The sequence below is a fragment of the Yinghuangia sp. YIM S10712 genome (assembly GCF_051388935.1).
Taxonomy (GTDB): Bacteria; Actinomycetota; Actinomycetes; order Streptomycetales; family Streptomycetaceae; genus Yinghuangia.
Genome location: NZ_JBPKBI010000033.1, coordinates 11,873 through 35,755, shown reverse-complemented (window position 1 = coordinate 35,755; position 23,883 = coordinate 11,873). Strand labels below are relative to the sequence as shown.

Below are 23,883 nucleotides of genomic sequence, written 5' to 3'. Positions count from 1 at the left end.
GGTGAGGCGTTTGAGCTCCAGATCCGGTCGGTGCAGGATGACCTGCCTCAGCCGTCCGGTCTCCGACTGCACGTTGAATCCCATCGATTCTCCTTCGTGGTACGGGAATTTCCGCAGACATATGCGGGACGCCGCGGCGATCCACGCGGCGGGAGCGGTACTGGTGACGCGGATCGGCGGTCGCGTGCCCGCGCGGGGACCGGGCTGACACGCGACCATCCGGATCGGCGGGACTACTTCGCCTGTTCGTCGGGGCGGCCGGTTGTGGGTCCGGTGTCCGTCGTGGTGACGGCGGATGCGTCGAAGACGGTGGACGGGGCCTCGGCGGGTCCGTACTCGCCCCGCGCGGCCTTCACCCAGATGTAGACCGGGATGCCGACCAGCAGCAGGATCAGGCTCTTCAGCACGGCCTCGGCGCCGGAGCCGTAGACCATCCAGATGGTGAACGCCAGGCCGAGTGTGGAGATGGTCAGGTCCTTCGCGAGTGCGGCACGGGTCACCGGCCGTTCGCGGGTGACCAGCCAGAAGAGCTGTGCGGCTGCGGAGAACAGGTAGGGGATGACCGTCGTGACGGTCGCGAGCAGCAGGATGTCCTCGAAGGCGTCCTCGGACCGCAGGTAGTTCATCGCCATGACGATGATGGTGAGCGCCGTGCCGATGATGACGCCGATGTACGGAACACCGCGGCGGGTCTTCGTGAACGCGGTGGGGAACATGCCGTCGCGTGCTGCCGCGTAGGGCATTTCGGCGACCAGCAGGGTCCAGCCGTTGAGGGCGCCGAGGCCGGAGATGATGGCCATGGCCGCCATCACACCGCCCCACATGGTGCCACCGAACATGTTGTTGAGCGCGTCGGAGAACGGGGCTGTCGAGTCGACCAGTTCGCCGTGCGGAACGGTGCCCATGATCGCGACGGTGGACAGCAGGTAGACGGCGGCGCACGCGAGTGTGCCGTAAACCGAGGCACGGCCGACGTTGCGTCCGGGGTCGCGGACCTTCTCGGCCGCCACGGAGACGGCTTCGATGCCGGAGTAGGCGAACACCACCAGCGCGGCGGACGTCTGCAAGGCTCCGAAGAAGTCGTCCCCGCTCGCGTTGAACGGGCCGAAGTTGGCGCCCTTGACGAAGAACATGCCGACCACCGCGACGAACAGCAGCGGGACGAACTTGAGCACAGTCGTCAGGAGTTGGAAGACACCCATGTTCGGCAGGGGCCGTTCGGGCCACAGGTCCGACGATTTCGAGCAGCACGTCGCCGTCGTGGGCAGGACGCGCGGAGACACACCGCCGTTGTCACTTCGCGGGCGACCGCCTCGCGCAGCTCAAGGGGCCGGTCGACTCGGCGGGTTCGCCGGCCTCACCGCGTGGGAGGCCAGGCACGCGGAGCGCCCGAACGAAGTCGACCTCAACCCGCGCTTCGCACCGACGTCTCCGACGGGCGAGTGGGACGACAAGCGTGAAGGGACCCGTCGGTGAGCACGGGTCCCTTCATGTGCGCTGTGACCAGCGTGACCTCAGAAATGCCGTTCCCCGATGGCGGCTGCGGGACGTCGGCGACCGGGCCGGGTGGACGTGTCGTCATAGTCGAACCGCAGCGTGTGGGTCACGCCGACGACGCCGTCGACGGCCCGGCACAGACGCACGACCAGCGGGATGAGGCTTTTGCGTTCGAGAGTGCCGGTCAGGTGGACGCGTCCGCCGTCGACGGTCACCGCGACGATCGCCGGATCGATCCACAGCGCGCGGAGCAGCACCTCCTCGGCGATCTCGGTGCGGATCTCCTCATCCGACCGGAGAAAGACCCGCAGCAGGTCGCAGCGGCTGACAATGCCTTCGAGGCGTCCGTCGGCGTCGACGACGGGCAGGCGCTTGACGTTTCTGCGCTCCATCAGCCGGGCGGCGTCCACGACACTCTGATCGGCCCGGATGGTGACGGCCGGCGCGGTCATGACTTCGCCGGCCCGCTCTCCGCGCGCCTTGTTCCGAGCGCGGCGGCCGGTGATGAAACCGTACGACGCGCGCGCGGACCCTTCCTCTCCACCGGCGTGCGCCTCCTTGCGCAACAGGTCGGCCTCGGAGACCACGCCGAGGACCCGGCCGCGGGCGTCCACGACAGGCAGGGCGCTGACCCGGCGAGACTGCATGGCCGCGACGATGTCCTTGAAGTCGGTGTCGGGGTCTGCGGTGGTCACGTCGGTCGACATCACCGAGCGGACGATTTGATGGGCCATGGTGTGCCTCCCGGCATCGGGTGGTGCGGCGGATGATCAAGGTCTGGTGCGCGGTGCGGTCGTGCGCTTGCTACGTCGGCCAGTTCCATCCGGAGGCAGCGCGCTCCCGGGCGCTCATGTCGGTTCCTCCGCTCGGTCGCGCCGGTGCCGGGGCCGTCCCCCTCTACGCGTCCACTGTGCCGAAACGCTCGCGACGGCACATGAGGCGTCAGGCCCAGACGAGGGGCCGAACGGCCCACCTGACGCACCCACGGTGAGACACCGCCGATGCATGGAGAGGATCCCCATCTGGCCAACCTCGACGATGACGTCCTGCGCCGCCACCTGCTCACGACCGAGCGCCGGCTCCCGTGCCTGCGGTCACCCGCCGCGCGAACGTGACCGGCCCCTGCCGCGCTGGGGGCGGCGGGGCCGGTGTCCGGGGTCCGGTATCGCAATGCTCGGTGACGATTGTTCGCGTCAGGTGTCAGGTGTCAGGTGTCAGGAGAAGGAGAGCTGGAACTTGTTCGCTTCCGGGTCGTAGGTGTACGTGCGCGGGGGGATCGCGCCGTGGGGAGTGTCGCGGCTGTAGTCGGCCGGGTCGACATAGCTCGCGATGCGGAGCGGGCCGAGTGTGAAACCGGCCTTCTGGAAGCTCGCGTAGGTCAGGTCGCGGCCGGCCTTGGTGGCGATGCCGGTGAAGAGGGTGAGGGCGCGGCACGCGGTTTCGACGGCGACCTGCGGTGTCGGGGAACCCGCGGGCAACGTCCGCGCGTCGGTGTAGAGCTTGTCGCGCAGCGTGGGCACCGCCGCCTCGACGGTGGCGACGCACCGCCGGATATCGGGTTCGTCCCAGCGGATGAGCGGGCCCAGGGCGGCAGCGTTCGTCAGGACGCCGCGGTCGTGCTGCGCGTTGTCGCCGGTGTAGATCTCGGCCGTCGAGAGATTGGTGAACAGCAGGCGCGGCCGATAACCGGTCTTCTCCAACTGCACGGGGAACGCCTGCCCCATGCCGCCGACCACGACGATGGTGTCGGCTCCCGCGGCCTGGAGTTGCCGGATGATCGCGTCGGTTCGCTGCGCCACTGCCGCCGGGTCGCGCAGGCTCGCATCGAGTATCGCGGTCTGTACCGGGGTGACGCCGCGTCGTTGCAGAGCGGGGACCACGACATCCTTGACCAGGGACTGTTCGTTGACGACGCCGACAACGCCGACCTTCTTGCCGGCGAAGGCACCGTTTTGCGCGAACAGCTCGATGCCGTCGGCGACTTCGTCGCCCCCGCGGTCGTAGGAGAACCATGGAGCCTGAGCCTGGGCGTAATACTTCGCGGTGAGCGGCCCGCCGACGACGGCGGTCTTGTCGGCTTGGACGTAGCACAGCGACTCGTCGGCGTTGAAGCTGCCGATCGCCGCGAACACCTTTGCGTCCTGCGTCAGTTGGCGGCAAGCCTCCTGAGCCGTCGCGGGGGAGACCACGTTGATCTTCCCGAAGACAGGCTCGATCTTGCGGCCGTTGATGCCGCCGTCGGCGTTGATCTTCTGGATCAGTGCGCGGTAGACCACCTCGTAGTCGCCGTGGTCGATGTTCATGAACTGCTTGACCGACGACAAGTCGGGATAGGTGATACCGACCTTGATGCTGTCTTCGGTCACGCCGGGTGCCACATCCGGGGCGGGGGGAACGACCGTGCTGCCGGTGGCGCTTGGTGCGTCGTCGTTCTTCTCGCCGGCGCATCCGGTGGCGATGACGGCGGCGACCGCGGTGATCGCCACCGTGACACGTCGTCTGGTGCGGTTCCTTCTCATGGCTGTGCGATGCCTCTTCTGTGGGGAGGTGCGGCACGTTCCGGCAACGAAACGCGATGACGCCCCCCGCGTCGGCGTTGTCGTACGTCGGCGGCACTGCCTTACGTGAACGCCTCTCGCCGCAGATGCTCGTCGTGCGGCGCGAGGGACATCCCGCTTTGTGTCAGGTGGTCGCCTGGGACGGGCTTGTCCCGGGCACGGTGATGGTGGCGGTGCAGGGAAGGTCGTCGCTGCTCGTACCCGCCATGACTGTCACATCGCCCGGTTCGATGCCGCGGCGGCCGTCGGTCATGGTGTAGTGCAGCCGCTCGATGGGCGCTTCCAGGGTGACGGCCTGGGATTCGTCGGCGGCCAGAGCGACGCGGCGGAACTGGATGAGTTGGCGGACCGGTCGGACGACGGAGGCGGCCTCGTCGCGGGCGTAGACCTGGACGACGGTCTCGCCGTCGACCGTTCCGGTGTTCGCCACGGTCAGCCGCACGCGTACCTGTCCGTCGGCGAACTCGACGGCAGGCCCGGTCTGTTCGTCGAAGGCGATCGCGAATGTGGTGTAGGACAGGCCGTGGCCGAACGCGTAGAGCGGGCCTTGTTCGCGCAGATCACCGTAGCCGTGGCGGGTGCCGGTGGGGTGGCCGTAGCCGCTGCCGTGGTGGTGGCCGTGGTGGATCGGGATCTGGCCCAGGTGCCGGGGGAAGGTGCTGGGCAGTTTGCCGCTGGGGTTGATCGCACCGAACAACGCGCCGGCGATCGCTCGTGGCCGTCGCCCTGGATGCCGCGCACGAACGCGACGGAGAACTGCGCCGCCAACTCCGGGTCTTCGCCGTAGGTTTCGTGGACGCGGCCCCAGCGCGGATCGCGGTTGATGTCCATCACCGGGGAGAACAGGAGCTGGATTCCCGCGTCGCGCATGTGCGCTGAGGTCACCGCGGCCGAGCGGCGCACCAGCTCCGGGTCCCATGTCGCCGCCTGCGCCCACGCGGTCGGGAACTGCGAACCGGAGTCGTGGACCAGGCCGTTGATCCCCTCGAAGTGGACCAACGCACCGATCCCGAACGGCGACACGTCACGGACACCGGCCTGTATCTCGGCAAGCCGAGCGCGCAGACTGTCCGCATCGCGCCCGAGGAACCAGCCCAGCGACAGGTGTCCGACACCGTGCGGCTGCAGTGCCGCGAGCCTCGTCACGTCGACCGCCGGGCCCTCCGCCGGGGCGCCTTCGCCCCGGACGATGAGCTCCGCGACGCTGAAACCGCCGAGCTGGGCTGCCTTCTGATCGAGCGTCAGTTTGGCCAGCAGCTTTGTGATGTCTTCGGAGGTCCACGAACGAGCGGACATGCCGAGATCTCCTTGTCTTGACGGGTGTCGCGGGGTCGTGCGATCGTCCGGGCGGACTTGTGGGGCCGACTCGCGGGGACGGACCGGCCGGGTCGGGCTCGACGCTCCGTCCCGGCCGGTCCGGCGTTACCGTGCGGCGCCGATGCCGTCCACCGGCTTCTTGGCCGGGTCGGGCTCGTGGGTGGCCGTGCTGCCGCTGCGTTCGATGGCGCGTTCGTCGGTGCCGAGGTAACTCGCGATGACCTTGGGGTCGTTGCGGACCTCGTCGGGTTGGCCGGCGGCGATGACGCGGCCGGTTTCCAGGCAGTAGACGCGGTCGCTGATGCCCATGATGAGCGGCATGTCNTGCGTTCGATGGCGCGTTCGTCGGTGCCGAGGTAACTCGCGATGACCTTGGGGTCGTTGCGGACCTCGTCGGGTTGGCCGGCGGCGATGACGCGGCCTGTTTCCAGGCAGTAGACGCGGTCGCTGATGCCCATGATGAGCGGCATGTCGTGCTCGATCACCAGCATGGAGGCGCCGAGTTCGCGGCGGATCTCCTGGATGAGGGGCCCGAACGCCTCGGTCTCGCGCTGCGCGACACCGGCGGTCGGCTCGTCCAGGCACAGCACGCGGGCGTCCAGCGCCAGCAGGCCCGCGAGTTCGACGATGCGCCGGGTTCCTGTGGACAGGTCGGCGATGAACGCGTCGGCGTAGCGGCCGAGTCCGAGGAAGTCGATCAGGTCGTCGGCGTCGGACCGCTTGGTGCGTTCCTTCTTGAACGTGTGCGGTAGATGAAGTGCCGTGGACAGCAGTCCGGTTCGGCCCCGCGCCTCCAGCGCGATCTGCACGGTCTCACGAACGGTCAGCTCCGGAAAGAGTGTTGCCGCCTGGAACGTGCGGCCCAGTCCGATGCGGGCGCGGGCGGCCGGGGCCGCTCCCGACACGTCGCGGCCGAGCAGTTCGACCCCGCCCTTGGCCGGGACGAACCCGCCGATCGCGTTCATGAGCGTGGACTTGCCTGCGCCGTTGGTGCCGATCAGGCCGACGATCTCGTTCGGCATCACCTCGATCGACACCCCGTCGACCGCCGCCCGGCCGCCGAACCGCACCCGGACCTGCGACGTCGCCAGGACCGGCTTGTCGGCCGGCAGCGGCTCGCGTTCCGTCCGGGTGAGTGCCTTCGGCGCGGCTGTCGCGGTCTTGGTCGGAGCGGCGGGGCCGAGTTTCCTGTCGGCCCACGCCAGGATCGCATCGCGTGTGGTGTAGCCGATCTGGACCAGGCCGCCGGGGAAGTAGAGCAGCAGGATCAGCAGGCCCATGCTGGAGGTCAGCATCGGCACCAGTTCGTTGTCGGGGAAGATCGCCGGGAGGCCGATCACCCACAGCGAGCCCAGCACCGACCCGGACACCGACCCGAGGCCGCCGATCACCACGATCGAGACCAGCACGAGGGAGTCGTCGCCGAGGAAGTACTTGTCGGCGTACGGCACGGTCTGCACCGCGCCCGCGAGCAGCGCCCCGCCCAGGCCCGCGATACCGCCGGCCAGCGCGAACGTCTGGAGCTTCACCCGCGCGGCCGCGACGGTGTACGCGGCCGCGGTGGCCGGGTTGTCGCGCACACCGATCGTGGTCCGGCCCACACCCGTCTTGCGCAGCCGCGCCACGATGCACATGACCACGACCAGGACGACCAACACCAGGTAGTAGTAGGAGCGTTGGCTGGACACGTCGATCCCGAACACGGTGCTGCGGGGGAACGACGCGGTGTCCATGCCCTCGTCGTGGAACATGTCCCGGCGGTAGAAGAACTGCTCGGCGGCGATCGCGAACGCGAACGTGCTGACCGCGAGCAGCAGGCCGCGGACCCGCAGCGCCCCCGCGCCGATCAGCGCGGCCAGCGCGGCGGTCACCAGCGTCGCGATGAGGACGGCCGTGGGGAAGGTCAGGGCCTGGATGCTGTAGACGGTGTCGCCGAGTTCGATGCGCATGCCGCGGTTGAGCGCGGCCGCGGTCAGCGCGCCCAGGCCGGCGAACGCCATCTGGCCGAGGGAGAGTTGCCCGGCCCAGCCGGTGAGGATCGTGACCGACGCGGCGCAGATCGCGTACGCGAGGATCACGGTGTAGAGCAGGTGCCGCGACGGCTGGGTGACGATCAGCGGCACGATCACCGCGACCAGGCCGAGGAACAGCAGCGTCGCGCGTTCCATGTGCCGGACCCACCACACGCCCTTGAGGCGTTCGGGAACCGGCTTGATCTTCGGGGCGAAGGAGAACGCCGACGACTCGGTGTCCCGGCCCCGGCTGACGAAGAACACCGCCACCAGCACCAGGACCAGCAGCACCAGATCGGTCAGGCCCGGCTGGTCGAGCCAGTTGAACTGGATGAACGACTGGAGGACACCCAGCGCCACCCCCGCGCCCAAGGCGATCGGGAACGACACCATCCGGGCGATGACGGCGGCGGCGAGGGCACGGAGCAGGGTCCCCGGGCCAAGGGTGGTGAGCTGGGTCAGGGACTTGTTCTGCGCGGAGATCAGGATCAGGCACAGCGTGCCCAGCAGGCCCGCGATCGCCCACACCGCCGTCGAGACGAGTTTGGGGCTGATGCCCTGGAGACGGGCCAGCTCCGGGTTGGACGCGGACGCCTTCACCGTCTTGCCCAGCACCGTCCGGCTCAGGAACAGCGCGAGCAGCACCGCCGCGACCGGCACCGTGACCAGGATGCTCATCTGCGCGCTGGTGACGGTCAGGTCGTCGGTGGGCGACCAACTCCCCGACCACGGAACGGGATACACGTCGTTCGTGTAGTCGTCCATCTCCGGGAACGCGGTGACGATCGTCAGCGCGAGCTGGGCGACACCGATCGTGGCGACCAGGACAATCACCCGGGGCGCGTTGAACAGCCTTCGTACGACGACGAGATCGATGATCGCGCCGAACGCCGTGCCCGCGGCGAGGGAGATGAGCAGAGCGATCCAGTACGGCACGTTGTAGCGCACCGCCAGCAGCGCGAACAGCACCGAGCCGACCAGGCCCATGTTCGCGACCGCGAAGTTGATGACGCGGGTGGAGCGGTGGACCAGCACGATGCCCATGGCCAGCAGGCCGATGACCAAACCGGTGACCGCGCCGTCGAACAGCAGTTGTGTCGTTGGCATTTCCATGACCGTCAGCCGCCTTCCTTGCCGAGGAAGACCGCACGCGCCAGATCATCGCGCTCGGCCAACTCCCGTGCCGGCCCGGTGAACCGGACCTGGCCCTTCTCCAGGAACACCGCGCGGTCCGCGATCGCGAGCGCGATGTTCAGCGACTGCTCCACGACGACGATCGTCAGCCCGTCCTGTTTGAGCCGCTCGATGATCGCCAGCAGGTCCTGCACCACCACCGGCGCGAGCCCGAGCGAGAGTTCGTCGATCAGCAGCACCTCGGGGTCGTGCATCAGCACCATCGCCAGCGCCAACATCTGCTGCTGACCACCCGACAACGACCCCGCCACCTGCCCTTGACGGCCCTTCAGGTCCGGGAACAGGTCCAGCACATAAGCGAACCGCTCATCCCGCCGCGCCGCGTCCTTCCGGAACCGGAACGCGGCCATCTCCAGGTTCTCCCGGACCGTCATGTCCGTGTACACGCCCTTGCCGCCCGGCAGCAGATGAATGCCGTACCGACCGCGCTGCTCGGGCGCGACATACGTGATCGTCTGACCGCCCAGCCGGACCACGCCCCGCTCGGGGGTGCCCAGTCCGCAGATCACCTTCAGGATCGTCGACTTGCCCGCACCGTTCGTACCCAGCAGCGCCAGCGTCTCGCCGCGCTTGACGTCGAACGCCACATCGAACAGCACCTGCACGTGCCCGTACGAGAAGTCGATGTTGTTGACCTGGAGCACCGGAATCTGCTCCGGGTCCTGCTCCTGCCGTTCCTTCTCCTCCAGCTCCTCGCGCAGTTCCTGCACGACGAGCGAGAGGTCGTTGCGGATGAAGTGCGAGCTGCGGACCAACAGGAAGCCGCCGATCGCGGTGGACGGTATGCCGATCACCAGTACCGCCACGCGTGGGTCGTACACATCGCTGATCAGGCCCGACAACACGGCACCGCCGGTGCCGCCGATGAAGAAGATGTAGATCGCCGCGAGCGCCGCCCCCAACCCGCGCAGGCGGTACGGCACCACCGAGTTCAACAACGGCCCGGTCATCGCGAACGACACCGAGGACAAGAGCATCGCCGGGATACCGAAGATCAGGAACAGGTACCCGTTCGGCATGAACCACTGGATCGGCAGGAGCACCGCGCCCGGCAGGATCAGGTAACCGAGCAGCGCCACGGCCCTGGACGGGTCGCTGTGGTAGAGCCGGTCATACCACGGACCGATGAACGGCAGCGTGCACAGCACCGCGGCACCGCCGATGGAGGCGATCAGACCACGCGAGAACGTGGACATCCCGAAGTGGTCGTCCGCCCACAGATTGCCCAGCACACCGGTGCTGAACAGGCTGAACCCCAACGCCGAGAACGCGAGGATCGAGGTCTTCATCGTCTTGATGCGCAGCAGCCGCGCGAACGCCGCCTCGATCGAGATCGGCATCGGCTTGTGGTTGTCGACGACTTCGCCGAGCACCGACTTCATCTCGTGCTGGCCGCGCTTGGGCTCCGGCAACCGGAACGCCCAGATGGACACGACCAGACACGGCAGGCCGAGAACCAGGAACGCCCAGCGCCACCCCTCGTCTCCGCCGGCCAGCGTGGCGATGCCGGCCACCAGGACCGGACTCAGTGCCGCAGCGGCACGCGAACCGCTGTAGTTGAGGGCGGACATCCGCCCGCGGACACCGATCGGGTACGTATCGGCGAGCATCGAGCCGTGCACCGGCATGTTGCTGGCCTTGGCGACCCCGACGCCGAAGCGCGCGAGGAAGAAAAGGAACGCGTTGGCCGCGAGGCCGCTCGCGACCGCCATCGCCGAGAACATGATCCCGGCCCAGCCGACGATGCGGCTGCGGCGGAACCGGTCGGCGAGGTAGCCCATCGGCAGCGCGCCCAGCACCAGGAACGCGCCCGACGCCGCCGAGATGAACACGATCGCCGAGTCGCTCAGGCCGAAGGTGTCGCGGATCTCGGGCGACAGGATGCCCAGCGCCGCGGACTCCAGTTCGTCCAGGGTGCTGAGCAGGAACAGGGTCAGGAACGTCATCGACCCGCCGGCGGCCAGTCCCTGACGCAACGTCAGTTTCTCGTCGCCGACGCCGGGCAACAGCTCGTCCGCGAACAACACCTCGCGCTGCGCCTCGGCCTGGCGCGCGCGGCGCTCCGCCTCGGCCTCGATGAGTCCGGCGGCGAGCCCGGCTGCGGACGACGCCGCGGCACCGCCGGTTTCCGCGGGTTCCGTGGGCGCGCTCACGGCTGCGGCCGATCGGTGCGCGGGACTCGGACAGGGGGCATTTGCATGGACTCTCCGCAAGAACGGGCTGACGAGGTCAGCGAGTGGCGGGTAGCGCATATGAGGCGTTGGGCCGGCGCCGGCAGGCAGGGCACGGCGGAACACATCGCCCGCGCATGTCGCAGGTTTGCCGTGAGTGGCCGTGCCGGAGGCGGAGTTGCCGCTCCCGCACCTGCCGGCGCCCGCTTCCCCGGTCGGGGACGGCGTCGGGGGGAGTGCCGTGGATGGCTGGACTCGTGTGGCGCGGCCCCGGTTCGTCTCGTCCCTGTCAGTGCGCGAACCGCGAAAGCCGCACACACGAGTCGAACCGGTTCCGGACCCGAAGTTTCCCGGACGAAGGGGCGCCGGATGTTCCGGTTGCCGTTTGTTGTCGCACCCGTCCGCCCTCGGAGACGACGATGGGACGGAAAGCGCCGTCGTTCGGCACTTTCCGTCCCATGGCCATGACGTCACGACGCCGGCCACCGCACATGCCCGCGCCGTGGTGGGCGCGGACCGTGCGGTGACCGGCGTCGGTGTCCGGAAGCGTCCGGAGGCGGTACAGCAGGCGGTGCGGAGGTGTTGTGAGGCTGTCGCCGAGGGCGATGAGGGTCAGGTGACGACCGACGCCGCCTTGAGGGCGAGGATGCGGTCCCAGTCGAAGCCGAGCTCCATCAGGACTTCTTCCGTCTGGGCGGCGAACTCCGGGGCCCCTTGGGTCTGGGGCGCCTGGACGTCGAACTGCACGGGGTTCGCGACGAGTTCGAGTTCACCCGCCTGCACGATGTACTCGTTGTCGCGCACCTGGTGGTCGGCGCCGAGCTGGAGCGTGTCCTGCACGGGCGCCCAGGGGCCGGCCAGCGTCGCGAACTTCTCGGTCCACTCCGGAAGGGTCCGGCTGCCGATGACCTCGCGCAGGATCGCCGCAGCCTCCTCGGTGTGCTCCCTGAAGCCCTCCGCGGAGGTGAACCTCGGGTCGTCGGCGAGTTCGGGGCGGTCGATGTGGTGGCACACGTCGGCCCAGAACTTCGTCGGCTGGAGCATGACGAAGCTGATGTAGCGGTCGTCCTTGGTCGCGTACAGGCCCGAGAGCGGGTTGCCCGGCGAGCCGTGCGTCCCGGGCGCGGTGGCCACCCACGCCTGGTTCAGGTGCAACGACAGCGCGATGCCATGGCCCATGGCCCACAGCCCGCTGCTGAGCAGTGAGACGTCCACGACGGACGGCTCGCCGGTGCGCTCGCGCTTGAGCAGTGCCGCGGCGACACCGCCCGCGAGGTTGGTGCCGGAGATGGTGTCGCCGTACGCCGGAGCGGGCGGCGTGATCATGCCACCCGAGCCGGGCGGGGTGATGCTGGCCGCGGTACCGCCGCGCGCCCAGAAGGCGGTCATGTCGTAACCGCCCTTGGTCGCCTCCGGTCCGCGCGGACCGAGCGCGCTGCCGCGCGCGTAGATGACCTTGGGGTTGACCTTGCGAATGTCGTCGACGTCGATGCCGAACTTCGTCCGGTGGTTGGGGAGGAAGCTGGTGAGGAACACGTCGGCGCGCTTCGCGAGTTCGTACAGCACCTCGCGGCCCTCGGGCTTGGACATGTCCAGGCCGATGCTCCGCTTGCCGCGGTTGGCGTGCTCGACGTTCGGGTTGGGATCGCCCTCCACCTTGAACGTCCCCGTCTGCCGCAGCCCGCGCTGCGGGTCGCCGGTGACGGCGTGCTCCACCTTGATCACGTCCGCGCCCCACTCGGCGAGCACGCCGCCCGCCGACGGGACGAAGCCGTACATCGCCACTTCGAGGACGCGGATGCCCTCCAACGGCTTGCTCATCCGACTACCACCGCCATGGTCTTGCCTTCCAGGAACTCTTCGAGGCCGACGACGCCCATCTCACGGCCGATACCCGACTGCTTGTACCCGCCGAACGGCGAGTCGGGGGCGAAGTAGTTGCCGCCGTTGAGGCTGAGGGTGCCGGTGCGGATGCGACGGCCCACCGCGATCGCCCGGTCGTTGTCGGCGCTGACGACCGCGCCGGAAAGACCGAAGATCGAGTCGTTCGCGATGCGCACGGCGTCGTCCTCGTCCTCGTAGGCGATCACCGCGAGGACCGGTCCGAAGACCTCTTCCTGCGCGATCTCGTCGCCGGAGGAGACGTTCGTGAGCAGCGTCGGCTCGTAGTAGAAGCCCGGGTCGACGCGCTTGCCGCCGGTCACCAGCGTGGCGCCCGCCTCGACGGCACGCTGAACGATGGCGTCGACCTTGTCGCGCTGCTTCTCGCTGATCAGCGGGCCCATGAGGTTCTGCGGGTTGGCGGGGTCGCCCCACGGCACGTTGCCGAGCATGGCGGCGACCTTCGCGACGATCTCGTCGTGGTGCTCGCGGGGCACGAGCAGGCGGGAGGTGATCGCGCAGCCCTGGCCGGCGTGCGAGCAGATCGTGAAGGCGGCCATCATCGCGGCCTTGTCGAAGTCGGCGTCGTCGAGGACGATCATGGCCGACTTGCCGCCGAGTTCGAGGAAGACCTTCTTGACGGTCTTGCTCGCGACCTCCATGATCCGGCGGCCGACGGGGGTCGAGCCGGTGAAGGTGATCATGTCGACGTCGCGGTGGCTCGTGAGCACCTCGCCGACCTCGGGGACGGGCGACGCGAGGACGTTGACGACGCCCGGCGGGATGTCGGTGTGCTCGGCGATGAGCTCACCGAGGAAGAGCGTGGTCAGCGGGGTGTCCGGGGCGCCCTTGAGGATGACGGTGCACCCGGCGGCGAGTGCCGGGGCGAGCTTCGCGAGCGCGAGCTGGTTCGGGTAGTTGTACGCGGTGATCGCCGCGACGACGCCCACCGGCTCCTTCTCGACCCAGCGGCGGTGCTTGGCTCCGCGCGCCTCGATCTCGCCGAGGTCCTTGGTCCACTCGTAGTCACGGATCAGGTCCGTGTAGTAGCGCAGGACGTCGATGGGGGCATCGAGGGCGGGGCCGTACGTGAGCGCGCGCGGCACGCCGACCTCGGCGATGGTCAGCTCGCGGAGCTCCTCGCGGTGCGTGTCGAGCGCCTTGTGGAGCTGGTCGAGGCAGCGGAAGCGCAGCTCGTGGTCGGTCGCCCAGTCGGTGGTGTCGAAGGCCTTGCGGGCGGCGGCGACCGCGGCCTCGGCGTCGGCGACCGTGGCGTCGGCGGCGGTACCGACGACCTCACCGTTCGCCGGGTTGATGGAATCGAACGAGTTTGCGGTCTCGACGAGTTGTCCGTCGATCAGCAGACGCTTCACAGGCGCACCCCCTGGACTGCCGCAGTGGCGTCCACGTTGACGAGTTTCGCGGAGCCCGGGCCCGTGGCCAGCCGCCGGCCCTGCTTCGCGGTGACATCGGCGGCCGATACGCAGGCATGGCCTGCGCCGATCCCTTGTCCGGCAGCGGTGGCGGTGACCACCTTGCCTCGGAATCGCATGTTGCCTCCTCTTTCTTGGCGGCGTGGCTGAGTGGAAACTACATTCTCAGTTTTCGCAAATCAACAGCTCGCCGGGGGCCGCCAGACGGCGCCTCAACAGGCCAACGATAATGTTGGAAGCGGACGACGGCCCTGACCTCGACGGGTACCGCACGGGACCCGGAAGTACCGCTGAGCAAGTGCCTAGCAGACCTTTCGGAATCGACCCCGGGAGAATAGTATTCTCCGATCCGGAAGGGAGATTTTCATGGGCAACACGACGGCATTGCGCCCGGGCATGGGCGTCGAGGTCGTGGGCGTCGAGGACCTTCTCGACGATGTGCTGATCAGCCGGTGCGTGGAGGCGCTCAAGTGGCGCGGAGTGCTGCTGATCCGCGGCGCGAACCTCGACGACGAGGCGCAACTCGCCTTCAGCCGCAAACTCGGCGAGGTCGTCACCCTGGGCGGACAGGAGATCTTCAAGGTCTCCCTCGACCCGGCGGTCAACAGCGCCGCCGAGTACCTGAAGGGCACGTTCCACTGGCACCTGGACGGCACCACCGACAAGGTGCCCGTCAAGGCCACCACCCTCACCGCGCGCCACGTCGCGATGGTCGGCGGCGGCACCGAGTTCGCCAGCACGTACGCGGCGTACGAGAGCCTGTCCGAGGACGACCGCAAGCGCTACGACGACCTGCGCGTGGTGCACAGCATCGAGGCCGCCCAGCGCCTGGTCTACCCCGAGCCGACCGACGAGCAGATCGCGATGTGGCGGGCCCTGCCCAGCTACGAGACCTCCCTGGTCTGGCAGCGCCGCGACGGCCGCCGCTCGCTGGTCATCGGCGCCACCGCCGACCACGTCGTGGGCATGGACCCCGAGGAGAGCCGGGCGCTGCTGGACGAGCTGCTCGACTACACGACGCAGGAACGCTTCCGCTACACCCACGACTGGCAGGTCGGCGACCTGGTCGTCTGGGACAACACCGGCATCCTGCACCGCGCGCTTCCCTACGACGCGTCCTCGCAGCGCACGATGCACCGCACCACGATCACCGGGGACGAGCCGTGGCTGTGACGAAGACGGCAGTCGTGACCGGCGGCGGCTCGGGCATCGGCAAGGCCATCGCCGAGCGCCTGACCGCCGACGGCCACCAGGTCGCGGTCCTCGACCTGAACCCGACCGGCAGCTTCTTCGGGCAGAAGGCCGACGTCACGGACCCGGACCAGGTGAACGGCGCCCTGGACGCGGTCCGGCAGGAGCTCGGCCCGGTCACCATCCTGGTCAACGCCGCGGGCCTCGACGGGTTCAACCGTTTCGACCGCATCGACTTCGCGGCGTGGAAGCGGGTGATCGACGTCAACCTCAACGGCGTCTACCACTGCATCCAGGCCGCGCTGCCCGACATGGTCGAGGCCAAGTGGGGGCGCATCGTCAACATCTCGTCGTCGAGCGCGCACTCCGGCCAGCCGTTCATGGCGCACTATGTGGCGGCCAAGTCGGCGGTCAACGGGCTCACCAAGGCACTGGCCCTGGAGCTCGGTCCGCGCGGGATCACGGTCAACGCCGTGCCGCCCGGCTTCATCGACACCCCGATGCTGCGCGGTGCCGAGGCCAAGGAGCTGCTCGGCGGCACCGTCGAGGACCACATCAAGCGGACCCCGGTGCGCCGGGTCGGCCGCCCCGAGGACATCGCGGCGGCGTGTTCGTTCCTGATCTCGGAGGACGCCGGGTACATCACCGGGCAGATCCTGGGCGTGAACGGCGGACGCAACACCTGATCGCCGTCGTGCCGGGCCGTCGGACACCGGATCCGGCGGCCCGGCAGGACAGGTTCCGGCCCGCGGTACCTCCGCTTTCCGTCCGCAAAGGCGCGTGTGCGCCCGTCTGGAGGCGATGATGCGTCTCGGATTCGNCCCCCCCCCCCCCCCCCCCCCCCCCCCCCCCAGGACAGGTTCCGGCCCGCGGTACCTCCGCTTTCCGTCCGCAAAGGCGCGTGTGCGCCCGTCTGGAGGCGATGATGCGTCTCGGATTCGTCGGCGCCGGGAGGATCGGCCGTCCGATGGTGCGCCGCCTGCTCGCAGCCGGCCACGAGGTGCGTTCCACCGGCCGCTCGGCGGCCACCCGCGCGGCACTCGCCGAGGACGGCGCGCACGTCGTGGACGCCGTCGCGGAGGTCGGCCGCGGGGCCGACGCGGTACTCGTGTGCGTGTTCAGCGACGCGCAGGTCCGCGAGGTGTGCCTGGAGAGCGGGCTGCTCGACGGCATGCCGGACGGATCGGTCCTGGTCGTGCACACGACGGGCAGCCCGAACACCGCCGAGGCGGTCGCGGAGCGCGCGGCCGACCACGGAGTGCGCGTCGTCGACGCGCCGGTCAGCGGCGGTCCGCACGACGTCGCGGCGGGGAACGTCACGTTGTTCGTGGGCGGTTCCGACGACGCCGTCGACGCGGTACGGCCGGCGCTGCGCAGTTACGGCGACCCCGTCCTGCACGTCGGCTCCCTGGGGGCCGGACAGCGCGTGAAGCTCGTCAACAACGCGCTGTTCGCGGCGCAGATCGGCCTGCTCGCCAACGCCGTGGGCCTCGCGACGCGGCTGGGCGTGGACGAGGGCGCGCTCCTGGGAGCGCTACGGCACGCGAGCGGTGCGAGCCGTGCGCTGGACCTGGTCGCCGCGCGCGGCTCGGTCGCCGAATTCGCCGCGTCCGCAGGCGAATTCCTGAAAAAGGACGTGGCGGTCGCCCGCCACACCGCCGCCGAACTCGGCGGCGGACTCGGGGTACTCGGGGACGCCTGGGACCAGGCGTTCGAAACGCAACACCCCAAGGCTCGGGAAAACCACGAGGGAACACGGAGAAGATCATGAAGGTGCACGTCGACGATGAGCGCTGCCAGGGCCACACACTCTGCGCCATGATTGCCCCCAAGATTTTCGAACTCAGCGAAATCGACGGCCACTCCTCGGTCGTGGTCGACGAAGTCCCCGCCGACGAAGAACAGAGGGTCATGGAGGCCGTGAACTCCTGCCCGGAACGCGCCATTTCGATTTCCTGAACTCCAGTCCGGCCACGCTCCCGCTTGACGGCCCGGCATCGCAACCGCTCCGAACCACACCAGGAGAAGATCCACCGTGACCGTGGACGACGTCACAGACGAGCAGCGCAAGGCGCCGTACAAGTACTTCTTCGACCGGCATGCCGCGGACTACCACGAGAAGTTCGAGGACATCACGCAGGAAATGCATGCCAAGTGTCCGATCGCGTGGACGGACACGTACGACGGGCACTGGGTCGCCGCGGGAAACCGTGAACTGTTCGAGATCGCCCGGTCCTCCGACGTCCTGTCGAACGACCACGACATCACCGGCGAGGGGAGCGGCTACAAGGGCATCTCCATCCCCAAGACGAAGGACGCCGGTGCCCGGGGCGGCATCCTGGAGATGGACCCGCCTGAGCAGCGCTACTACCGCCAGGTACTCAACCCGTATCTGTCGCCCGCCGCGGTCAACCGGTGGATCCCGTTCATCGACGAGATCGTGCGCGCCTGCATCGACGAGAAGATCGAGAGCGGGTCGATCGACTTCGTCGACGACCTCGCGAACGTCGTGCCCGCGGTGCTCACGCTCGCGATGATGGGTATCCCGGTCAAGAACTGGGCGATCTACAACGAGCCGACGCACGCGGGTGTCTACACCCCGCCCAACTCCCCCGACGCGCCGCGTATCCAGGCGCTGCACCGGGAGATGATCAAGGACCTGATGGTCCAGATGCACACCATCCGCGCCAACCCGCGTCCTGGCCTGGTCAACGCGCTCGTCACCGCCAAGATCGGCGGCGAGACCCCGTCCGACATCGACCTGTTGGGCAACCTCGCGCTGCTCATCGGCGGCGGTTTCGACACGACCACCGCACTCACCGCGCACGCGCTCGAATGGCTGTCGGAGAACCCGGAGGAGCGCGACCGGCTCAGCCGCGAGCGCGACGAGCTGCTGAACTCCGCCACCGAGGAGTTCCTGCGGTTCTACACGCCCGCCGTGGGCGACGGCCGCACCTTCTCCAAGGACTGCGAGATCATGGGCGTGCAGTTCAAGGAGGGCGACCGGCTGTGGCTGTCCTGGGCGATGGCCAACCGCGACCCCGCCGCGTTCGAGAACCCCGACGAGGTCGACCTCGACCGCAAGAACAACCGCCACGCCAGCTTCGGCCTCGGCGTGCACCGCTGCATCGGCTCCAATGTCGCCCGCACGGTGTTCAAGCGGATGGTCGTCGCCGTGCTGGACCGCATGCCCGACTTCAAGTGCGACCCCGAGGGCGCCGAGCACTACACGTCCATCGGTGTCATCAACGGCATGAAGCACCTTCCCGCGACCTTCACCCCGGGCAAGCGGATCGGCGCCGGCATCGACGAGACGCTTGAGGTGCTGCAGAAGGCCTGCGACGAACAGCGCCTCGCCGAGCCGGTCACCGTGCGGAAGGCGCGCGCCGAGATCGAGCACTGACGCATTGTTCCCCTGCGCCCGCCTGAGCCGGTGAACTTCCCGGTGTGGCCGCCGAGTTCGCATTCGCGCGCGACGCGGCCACACCGGGTGCCCGGCACGGTGTGCCCTACCCCCTGGCGCGCGGGACCGCCCCGGTCCCGTGTCTTCCCCCGCGGTCGAACGACATGAGGTGGTCATGAACGCCAGCCCGTTGCAAGACCAGCAGAACCCGTCAGACGGCTCCGCGTCGGCCGAGAAGCCGTACCGCGTCGTCCAGTGGGCCACCGGCAACGTCGGTACCCGCTCGCTCCGCCAGATCATCGAGCACCCCCGGATGTCCCTGGTCGGGCTGTACGTCCACTCCGAAGGCAAGGCGGGCCGGGACGCCGGCGAGTTGTGCGGGCTCGCCGAGACCGGTGTCACCGCCACCCGGGACATCGACGAGATCATCGCGCTCGGCGCCGACTGCGTCCTGTACATGGCCGCCAAGCTCGACCTCGACGAGGTCTGCCGGCTGCTCGCGTCCGGCGCCAACGTGGTGACCACACGCGGCGAGTTCCACCGGCCGGCGAGCATGGAGCCCGACATGCGCAAGCGGGTCGAGGCCGCGTGCGCCGAGGGCGGCACGTCGATCCACAGCACCGGCAGCAGCCCCGGCTTCATCACCGAGACCGTGCCGCTGGCCCTGTTGTCGATGCAGCGGCGGGTCGACTCGCTGTCGATCCACGAGTTCGCGGACGTGTCCACGCGTGACTCGCCGGACATGCTGTTCCACGTGATGGGCTTCGGAAAGACGGTCGGCGACTTCTCCGAAGCGCGGCTGACGCACGCCCGGACCAGCTTCGGACCGTCGCTCGCCAACGTCGCGGACGCGCTGTCCCTTCCGATCGAAACCCTGGAGGCGTCCGGCGAGGTCGCGCTGACCACGCGCGACGTCGAGATCGCCGCGGGCACCGTCCCGAAGGGCACCGTGGGCGCCCAGCGCATCACGGTGGCCGGTCTGCGCGACGGGAAGGAGCTGGTGCGCTTCACCGCGACCTGGTACTGCACGACCGAGATCGACAAGGACTGGGAACTGCGCAGCAACGGCTGGCGGGTCGTGGTCGACGGCGACGCGTCGATGACGCTCGACCTGATGTTCCCGAAGATGTCGTTCGACGTGCAGGCGCAGACGACTCCGGGCTACACGGCGAACCCGGCGGTCAACGCCGTGCCGTACGTGATCGCCGCCGAGCCGGGCATCCGCACGGCGGTCGAACTTCCGAAGATCGTGCCGACGATCGGCTGACACCGGTCTGCGCTCGGCCTGAACGTCCCGGCATCGTGAGCGCGCATCCGCGGTACTTCCAGGTGCCCGTGCCGCGGGTGTGTGCCCACGGTGCCGGGACGTTCGCTTGCCCGCGGCCCGTGGACCACCCGTCGGCTGCCCGTCGACTACCCGTCGACTTCCGCGACCGCCTCGGCGAACTGCGCGGCGTACAAGCGCGCGTACGCGCCCTTCGCCGCCAAGAGGCTGTCGTGGTCGCCTTGTTCGACGATGGCGCCGTTCTCCATGACCACGATCGTGTCCGCGTCGCGGATGGTGGACAGCCGGTGGGCGATGACGAACGCCGTGCGGCCTTCGCGGAGCCGGGCCATGGCCTGCTGGATGAGGACCTCGGTGCGGGTGTCGACCGAGCTGGTCGCCTCGTCCAGGACGAGGATGTCGGGCTCGGCGAGGAACGCCCGTGCGATGGTGAGGAGTTGCTTCTCCCCCGCGCTCACGCCGGAGCCTCCGTCGTCGTCGATGACCGTGTCGTAACCGTTGGGCAGGGTCCGGATGAACCGGTCCGCGTGCGCCGACTTCGCCGCGGCGACGACTTGTTCGTGAGTGGCGTCGTCGGCTCCGTAGGCGATGTTCTCCGCGATGGTCCCGCCGAACAGCCAGGTGTCCTGAAGGACCATCCCGATCCGGGACCGCAGCCGGGCGCGGGGCATCTCGGCGATGTCGGTGCCGTCCAGGGTGATGCGGCCCTTGTCAACCTCGTAGAAGCGCATGAGCAGGTTGACCAGCGTGGTCTTGCCGGCACCGGTCGGGCCGACGATGGCGACGGTGTGGCCGGGTTCGGCGACCAGGGACAGGTTCTCGATGAGGGGCTTGTCCGCGGCGTAGCGGAAGGAGACGTGCTCGAAGACGACGTGTCCTGTGGCGTCCGCGCTCGGTGCGGAGGAGGTCTCGGTCGCGGTCACCGGGTCCGGGGACTGCTCGGGGGCGTCGAGGAGTTCGAAGACCCGCTCGGCCGAGGCGAGCCCGGACTGGACCATGCCGGCCATGCTCGCGACGAAGGAGAAGGGCTGGCTGTACTGCCGTGAGTATTGGATGAAGGCCTGGATCTCGCCGACCGTCAGCGCGCCCGCCGCCACCCGTACGCCGCCGACCACCGCGATCAGCACGTAGTTGAGGTTGCTGAGGAACATCATCGCGGGCTGGATGCCGCCGGTGATCGACGTCGATTTGCGGGTCGCGGCCGCGACGGCGGCGTTGCCGTCCGCGAAGACCTCCTGCGCGTGCTCCTCGCGTCCGAAGGCCTTGATCAGCGCGTGGCCGGTGTACATCTCCTCGATGTGCCCGTTGAGCCGCCCGGTCTGCTTCCACTGGTCGGCGAAGGAGGGCTGCGCGCGCTTGGCCAGGACGACGACCACGAAGACCGACAGCGGCGCGGTGACCAGCGCGATCAGGGCCAGCAGCCACGAGATCCAGAACATCACGGCGAGCATGCCGGCGATGCTGAGCACCGGGATCACGAGCTGGGCGAACGTCTGTTGCAGCGCGTTGCCGAGGTTGTCGATGTCGTTGGTGACCCGGCTGAGGATCTCACCGCGGCGCCTGCTGTCGAAGTAGCCGAGGGGGATCCGGGAGATCTTGACCTCGACGTCCTCGCGGAGTTTGCGCAGGATGCGCTGGACGGCGAGGTTGGCCATCCAACCCTGCGCGATGGTGAACAGCGCGGCGAAGACGTACACGAGCGTGGCGAACAGCAGGACGCGGCCGACGGCGCCGAAGTCGATGCCGTCCCCGGGGGTGAAGTCGAGCGCGCCGAGCATGTCGGCGACCGTGCCGTGGCCGTCGGCCCGCAGGTTGTCGAGTGCCGCGTCGCGGTCGGTGCCCGCGGCGAAGCCGCTGCCGACGGCACCGGCGAGGATGAGGTCGGTGGCCCGGCCCAACAGCCACGGTCCCGTCGCGGTCAGGGCGACGCTGAGGATGCTGAAGACGACGATGCCGACGATGAGTCCGCGCTCGCGGCGGATGTGCGGCAGGAGGCGGCGCGCCGCACCGCGGGCGTCGGCGGATCGGTCGGGGCGCCGGGGAAGGTCGGACTTGCCGCCGGTGCCGGCGGGCAGGCCCTCGGTCGCAGGGTTCTTCGGACGCCGGGTCATGCCGCCTCCGCCTCGGTCAACTGCGACAGCACGATCTCGCGGTAGGTCGTGTTGCCGGCGAGCAGTTCATGGTGTGTTCCGATGCCGACCACGCGTCCTTCGTCCAGGACGATGATGCGGTCCGCGTCGCGGATGGTGTTGACGCGCTGGGCGACGATGATCACCGTGGCGCCTGTGGTCTCCCGGGCGAGCGCCGCGCGCAGCCGGGCGTCGGTGGCGTAGTCGAGCGCGGAGAACGAGTCGTCGAAGAGGTAGACGTCGGGTCGGCCGACCAACGCGCGGGCGATCGCGAGGCGTTGGCGCTGGCCGCCGGAGACGTTGGTACCGCCCTGGGAGATCGGCGCATCCAGCCGCAGCGGCAGCGCTTCGACGAACTCCCGTGCCTGGGCGATCTCCAGGGCCCGCCACAGCTCCTCGTCGGGGGCGTCGGGGGCGCCGAACCGCAGGTTGGAGGCGATTGTCCCGGAGAACAGGAAGGGGCGTTGCGGGACGTACCCGAGGGTTCGGGCCAGCAGTGCCCGGTCGAGCTCGCGTACGTCGACCCCGCCCACGAGCACCGTCCCCTCGGAGGCGTCGGCGAGCCGGGGAAGCAGGCTCAGCAGCGTGCTCTTCCCGCTGCCGGTGCCGCCGACGATCGCCACCGTCTCGCCGCGCTGTGCGGTGAAGCTGACACCGCTCAGCACGGCTGCCTCCGCGCCCGGGTAGCGGAACCCGGCGTCGCGCAGTTCCACGCGGCCGGGGTGGGCCAGTGCCGTGACGGCCCGGGTGGGCGGGACGACGGTGCTTTCGGTGTCAAGGACTTCCCTGATGCGTACCGCGCAGACCTCCGCGCGCGGAAGCTGCCGCATCAGGTAGGTCGCCATGATCGCGGCACCGAGTATCTGCATCACGTAGCCCAGCAGCGCCGACAGCTCACCCACGTCGATCGCCCCGTCGTCGATCCGCCCGGCGCCGAACCACACGACGGCCACACCGGCGATGCCGGCGACCGCGGTGACCAGGGGGTGCAGCACCGCCATGAGCTTGCCGACGCGCAGGGAGACGTCGGTGAGTTCGTCGTTGGCGCCGGCGAAGCGCGCGTGCTCGTGCTTCTCCTTGCCGAACGCCCGAATGACGCGCAGGCCGGTGATCTGCTCGCGCATGATGCGGTTGACCGAGTCGATGGCGTTCTGGAGCGCGGCCGACAACGGCGTCATGCGGCGCACGATGGCCCAGATCGCGATGCCGAGGACAGGGGCGACCACCGCGAGGAGCAGGGACAGCGGCACGTCCTGGCCGAGCGCGAACACGATGCCGCCGACGAGGGTGATCGGCGCCGTGACCATGAACGACAAGGTGACCTGCACGAACATCTGGATCTGCTGGACGTCGTTGGTCGTCCGGGTGATCAGCGACGGCGCCCCGAAGTGGTTGAGCTCCTTGGCGGAGAAAGCCTGCACGTGCGCGAACAGCCCGGCCCGCATGTCGTGGGCGAGCGCCGCGGCGATGCGGGCGCTGTGCACGGCGGCCACGACGGCGCACAGCAGCTGGAGCAGCGACACCGCGGTCATGAGCCCGCCGACGCGCCAGATGTAGCCCGTCTCGCCTTGCAGGATGCCGTTGTTGATGATGTCGGCGCTCAGGTCGGGAAGGTAGAGCGCGGCGGCGGTCTGCACGACCTGGAGGAGCAGCACCGCGCCGATGGCCCGTCGATAGGGGCGTGTGTACGGCAGAAGCAATCTGATCAGCACGCGGTTCTCATTACGGCGTCGGCCTGCACGAGGCAGGCGGGAGAGGGAGCCTGCCGAGGTTAACCCCAGACGGGCAGTTACATCAAGATAGATGCATCTT

Annotated in this window: 18 protein-coding genes and 2 pseudogenes; 6 read left to right on the top strand and 14 right to left on the bottom strand. The window is 69.1% G+C overall.

Features of this window, described 5'->3' with window-relative positions; all coding sequences use genetic code 11:
- The 12 genes and pseudogenes from ACRX5W_RS31760 to ACRX5W_RS31705 form a co-directional block, all read right to left on the bottom strand.
- On the bottom strand, nucleotides 1-219 hold a 219-nt coding region (locus tag ACRX5W_RS31760; RefSeq protein ID WP_436791855.1), incomplete at its 3' end, for a hypothetical protein.
- A gap of 14 nt (nucleotides 220-233) precedes the next feature.
- Nucleotides 234-1,202, bottom strand: a complete 969-nt coding sequence (locus ACRX5W_RS31755) for an APC family permease (protein ID WP_436791854.1) — start codon at nucleotides 1,200-1,202, stop codon at nucleotides 234-236.
- 312 nt (nucleotides 1,203-1,514) lie between these two features.
- On the bottom strand, nucleotides 1,515-2,231 hold the full coding sequence (locus ACRX5W_RS31750) for a CBS domain-containing protein (RefSeq protein WP_436791853.1): 717 nt from the start codon (nucleotides 2,229-2,231) through the stop codon (nucleotides 1,515-1,517).
- A gap of 480 nt (nucleotides 2,232-2,711) precedes the next feature.
- A complete protein-coding gene (locus ACRX5W_RS31745) occupies nucleotides 2,712-3,983 on the bottom strand; it encodes an ABC transporter substrate-binding protein (RefSeq protein WP_436791852.1) in 1,272 nt (423 codons plus the stop codon).
- A 196-nt stretch (nucleotides 3,984-4,179) separates the two neighbouring features.
- Nucleotides 4,180-4,752 carry a fibronectin type III-like domain-contianing protein gene (locus tag ACRX5W_RS31740; protein WP_436791851.1) on the bottom strand — a complete coding sequence of 191 codons (573 nt, stop codon included), beginning with the start codon at nucleotides 4,750-4,752 and terminating at the stop codon, nucleotides 4,180-4,182.
- 83 nt (nucleotides 4,753-4,835) lie between these two features.
- Nucleotides 4,836-5,351 (bottom strand): annotated as a pseudogene (locus tag ACRX5W_RS31735) (glycoside hydrolase family 3 N-terminal domain-containing protein); the annotation flags it as partial.
- Nucleotides 5,352-5,477: 126 nt separating this feature from the next.
- A complete protein-coding gene (locus tag ACRX5W_RS31730; protein WP_436791856.1) occupies nucleotides 5,478-5,681 on the bottom strand; it encodes a hypothetical protein in 204 nt (67 codons plus the stop codon).
- Nucleotides 5,682-5,725: 44 nt separating this feature from the next.
- Nucleotides 5,726-8,491: pseudogene (locus ACRX5W_RS31725) on the bottom strand (ABC transporter permease subunit); the annotation flags it as partial.
- 11 nt (nucleotides 8,492-8,502) lie between these two features.
- Nucleotides 8,503-10,731: an ATP-binding protein gene (locus ACRX5W_RS31720; RefSeq protein WP_436791850.1), complete on the bottom strand. Its 2,229-nt coding sequence runs from the start codon at nucleotides 10,729-10,731 to the stop codon at nucleotides 8,503-8,505.
- A 630-nt stretch (nucleotides 10,732-11,361) separates the two neighbouring features.
- A complete protein-coding gene (locus ACRX5W_RS31715) occupies nucleotides 11,362-12,570 on the bottom strand; it encodes a CaiB/BaiF CoA transferase family protein (RefSeq protein ID WP_436791849.1) in 1,209 nt (402 codons plus the stop codon).
- The gene (locus ACRX5W_RS31710; protein ID WP_436791848.1) at nucleotides 12,567-14,003 is read right to left on the bottom strand and encodes an aldehyde dehydrogenase family protein; all 1,437 of its coding nucleotides are present in this window, start codon (nucleotides 14,001-14,003) and stop codon (nucleotides 12,567-12,569) included. Before ACRX5W_RS31710 ends, ACRX5W_RS31715 begins: the two co-directional genes overlap by 4 nt.
- On the bottom strand, nucleotides 14,000-14,182 hold the full coding sequence (locus tag ACRX5W_RS31705) for a hypothetical protein (protein ID WP_436791847.1): 183 nt from the start codon (nucleotides 14,180-14,182) through the stop codon (nucleotides 14,000-14,002). Before ACRX5W_RS31705 ends, ACRX5W_RS31710 begins: the two co-directional genes overlap by 4 nt.
- A gap of 247 nt (nucleotides 14,183-14,429) precedes the next feature.
- Between ACRX5W_RS31705 and ACRX5W_RS31700 the strand changes: the two genes are divergently transcribed.
- The 6 genes from ACRX5W_RS31700 to ACRX5W_RS31675 all read left to right on the top strand — a co-directional run bounded on the left by ACRX5W_RS31700 (nucleotide 14,430) and on the right by ACRX5W_RS31675 (nucleotide 19,924).
- Nucleotides 14,430-15,236, top strand: coding sequence for a TauD/TfdA dioxygenase family protein (locus ACRX5W_RS31700; RefSeq protein ID WP_436791846.1), 807 nt, complete (start codon nucleotides 14,430-14,432; stop codon nucleotides 15,234-15,236).
- Entirely contained in the window at nucleotides 15,227-15,940 is a 714-nt protein-coding gene (locus ACRX5W_RS31695; protein WP_436791845.1) for an SDR family NAD(P)-dependent oxidoreductase, read from the top strand. The genes ACRX5W_RS31700 and ACRX5W_RS31695 overlap by 10 nt, the downstream gene beginning before the upstream one ends.
- A 239-nt stretch (nucleotides 15,941-16,179) precedes the next feature.
- Nucleotides 16,180-17,025 (top strand): NAD(P)-dependent oxidoreductase, encoded by an 846-nt coding sequence (locus ACRX5W_RS31690; protein WP_436791844.1) that lies wholly within the window; start codon nucleotides 16,180-16,182, stop codon nucleotides 17,023-17,025.
- A complete protein-coding gene (locus ACRX5W_RS31685) occupies nucleotides 17,022-17,213 on the top strand; it encodes a ferredoxin (protein ID WP_436791843.1) in 192 nt (63 codons plus the stop codon). Before ACRX5W_RS31690 ends, ACRX5W_RS31685 begins: the two co-directional genes overlap by 4 nt.
- A 76-nt stretch (nucleotides 17,214-17,289) precedes the next feature.
- A complete protein-coding gene (locus ACRX5W_RS31680; RefSeq protein WP_436791842.1) occupies nucleotides 17,290-18,657 on the top strand; it encodes a cytochrome P450 in 1,368 nt (455 codons plus the stop codon).
- Between the two features lie 175 nt (nucleotides 18,658-18,832).
- A complete protein-coding gene (locus ACRX5W_RS31675) occupies nucleotides 18,833-19,924 on the top strand; it encodes an NAD(P)H-dependent amine dehydrogenase family protein (protein ID WP_436791841.1) in 1,092 nt (363 codons plus the stop codon).
- 146 nt (nucleotides 19,925-20,070) lie between these two features.
- Here the strand turns inward: ACRX5W_RS31675 and ACRX5W_RS31670 are convergent, their stop codons facing one another.
- Together ACRX5W_RS31670 and ACRX5W_RS31665 are read right to left on the bottom strand one after the other, a co-directional pair.
- On the bottom strand, nucleotides 20,071-22,053 hold the full coding sequence (locus tag ACRX5W_RS31670; RefSeq protein ID WP_436791840.1) for an ABC transporter ATP-binding protein: 1,983 nt from the start codon (nucleotides 22,051-22,053) through the stop codon (nucleotides 20,071-20,073).
- A complete protein-coding gene (locus tag ACRX5W_RS31665; RefSeq protein WP_436791839.1) occupies nucleotides 22,050-23,783 on the bottom strand; it encodes an ABC transporter ATP-binding protein in 1,734 nt (577 codons plus the stop codon). The genes ACRX5W_RS31670 and ACRX5W_RS31665 overlap by 4 nt, the downstream gene beginning before the upstream one ends.
- Nucleotides 23,784-23,883: the final 100 nt, after the last annotated feature.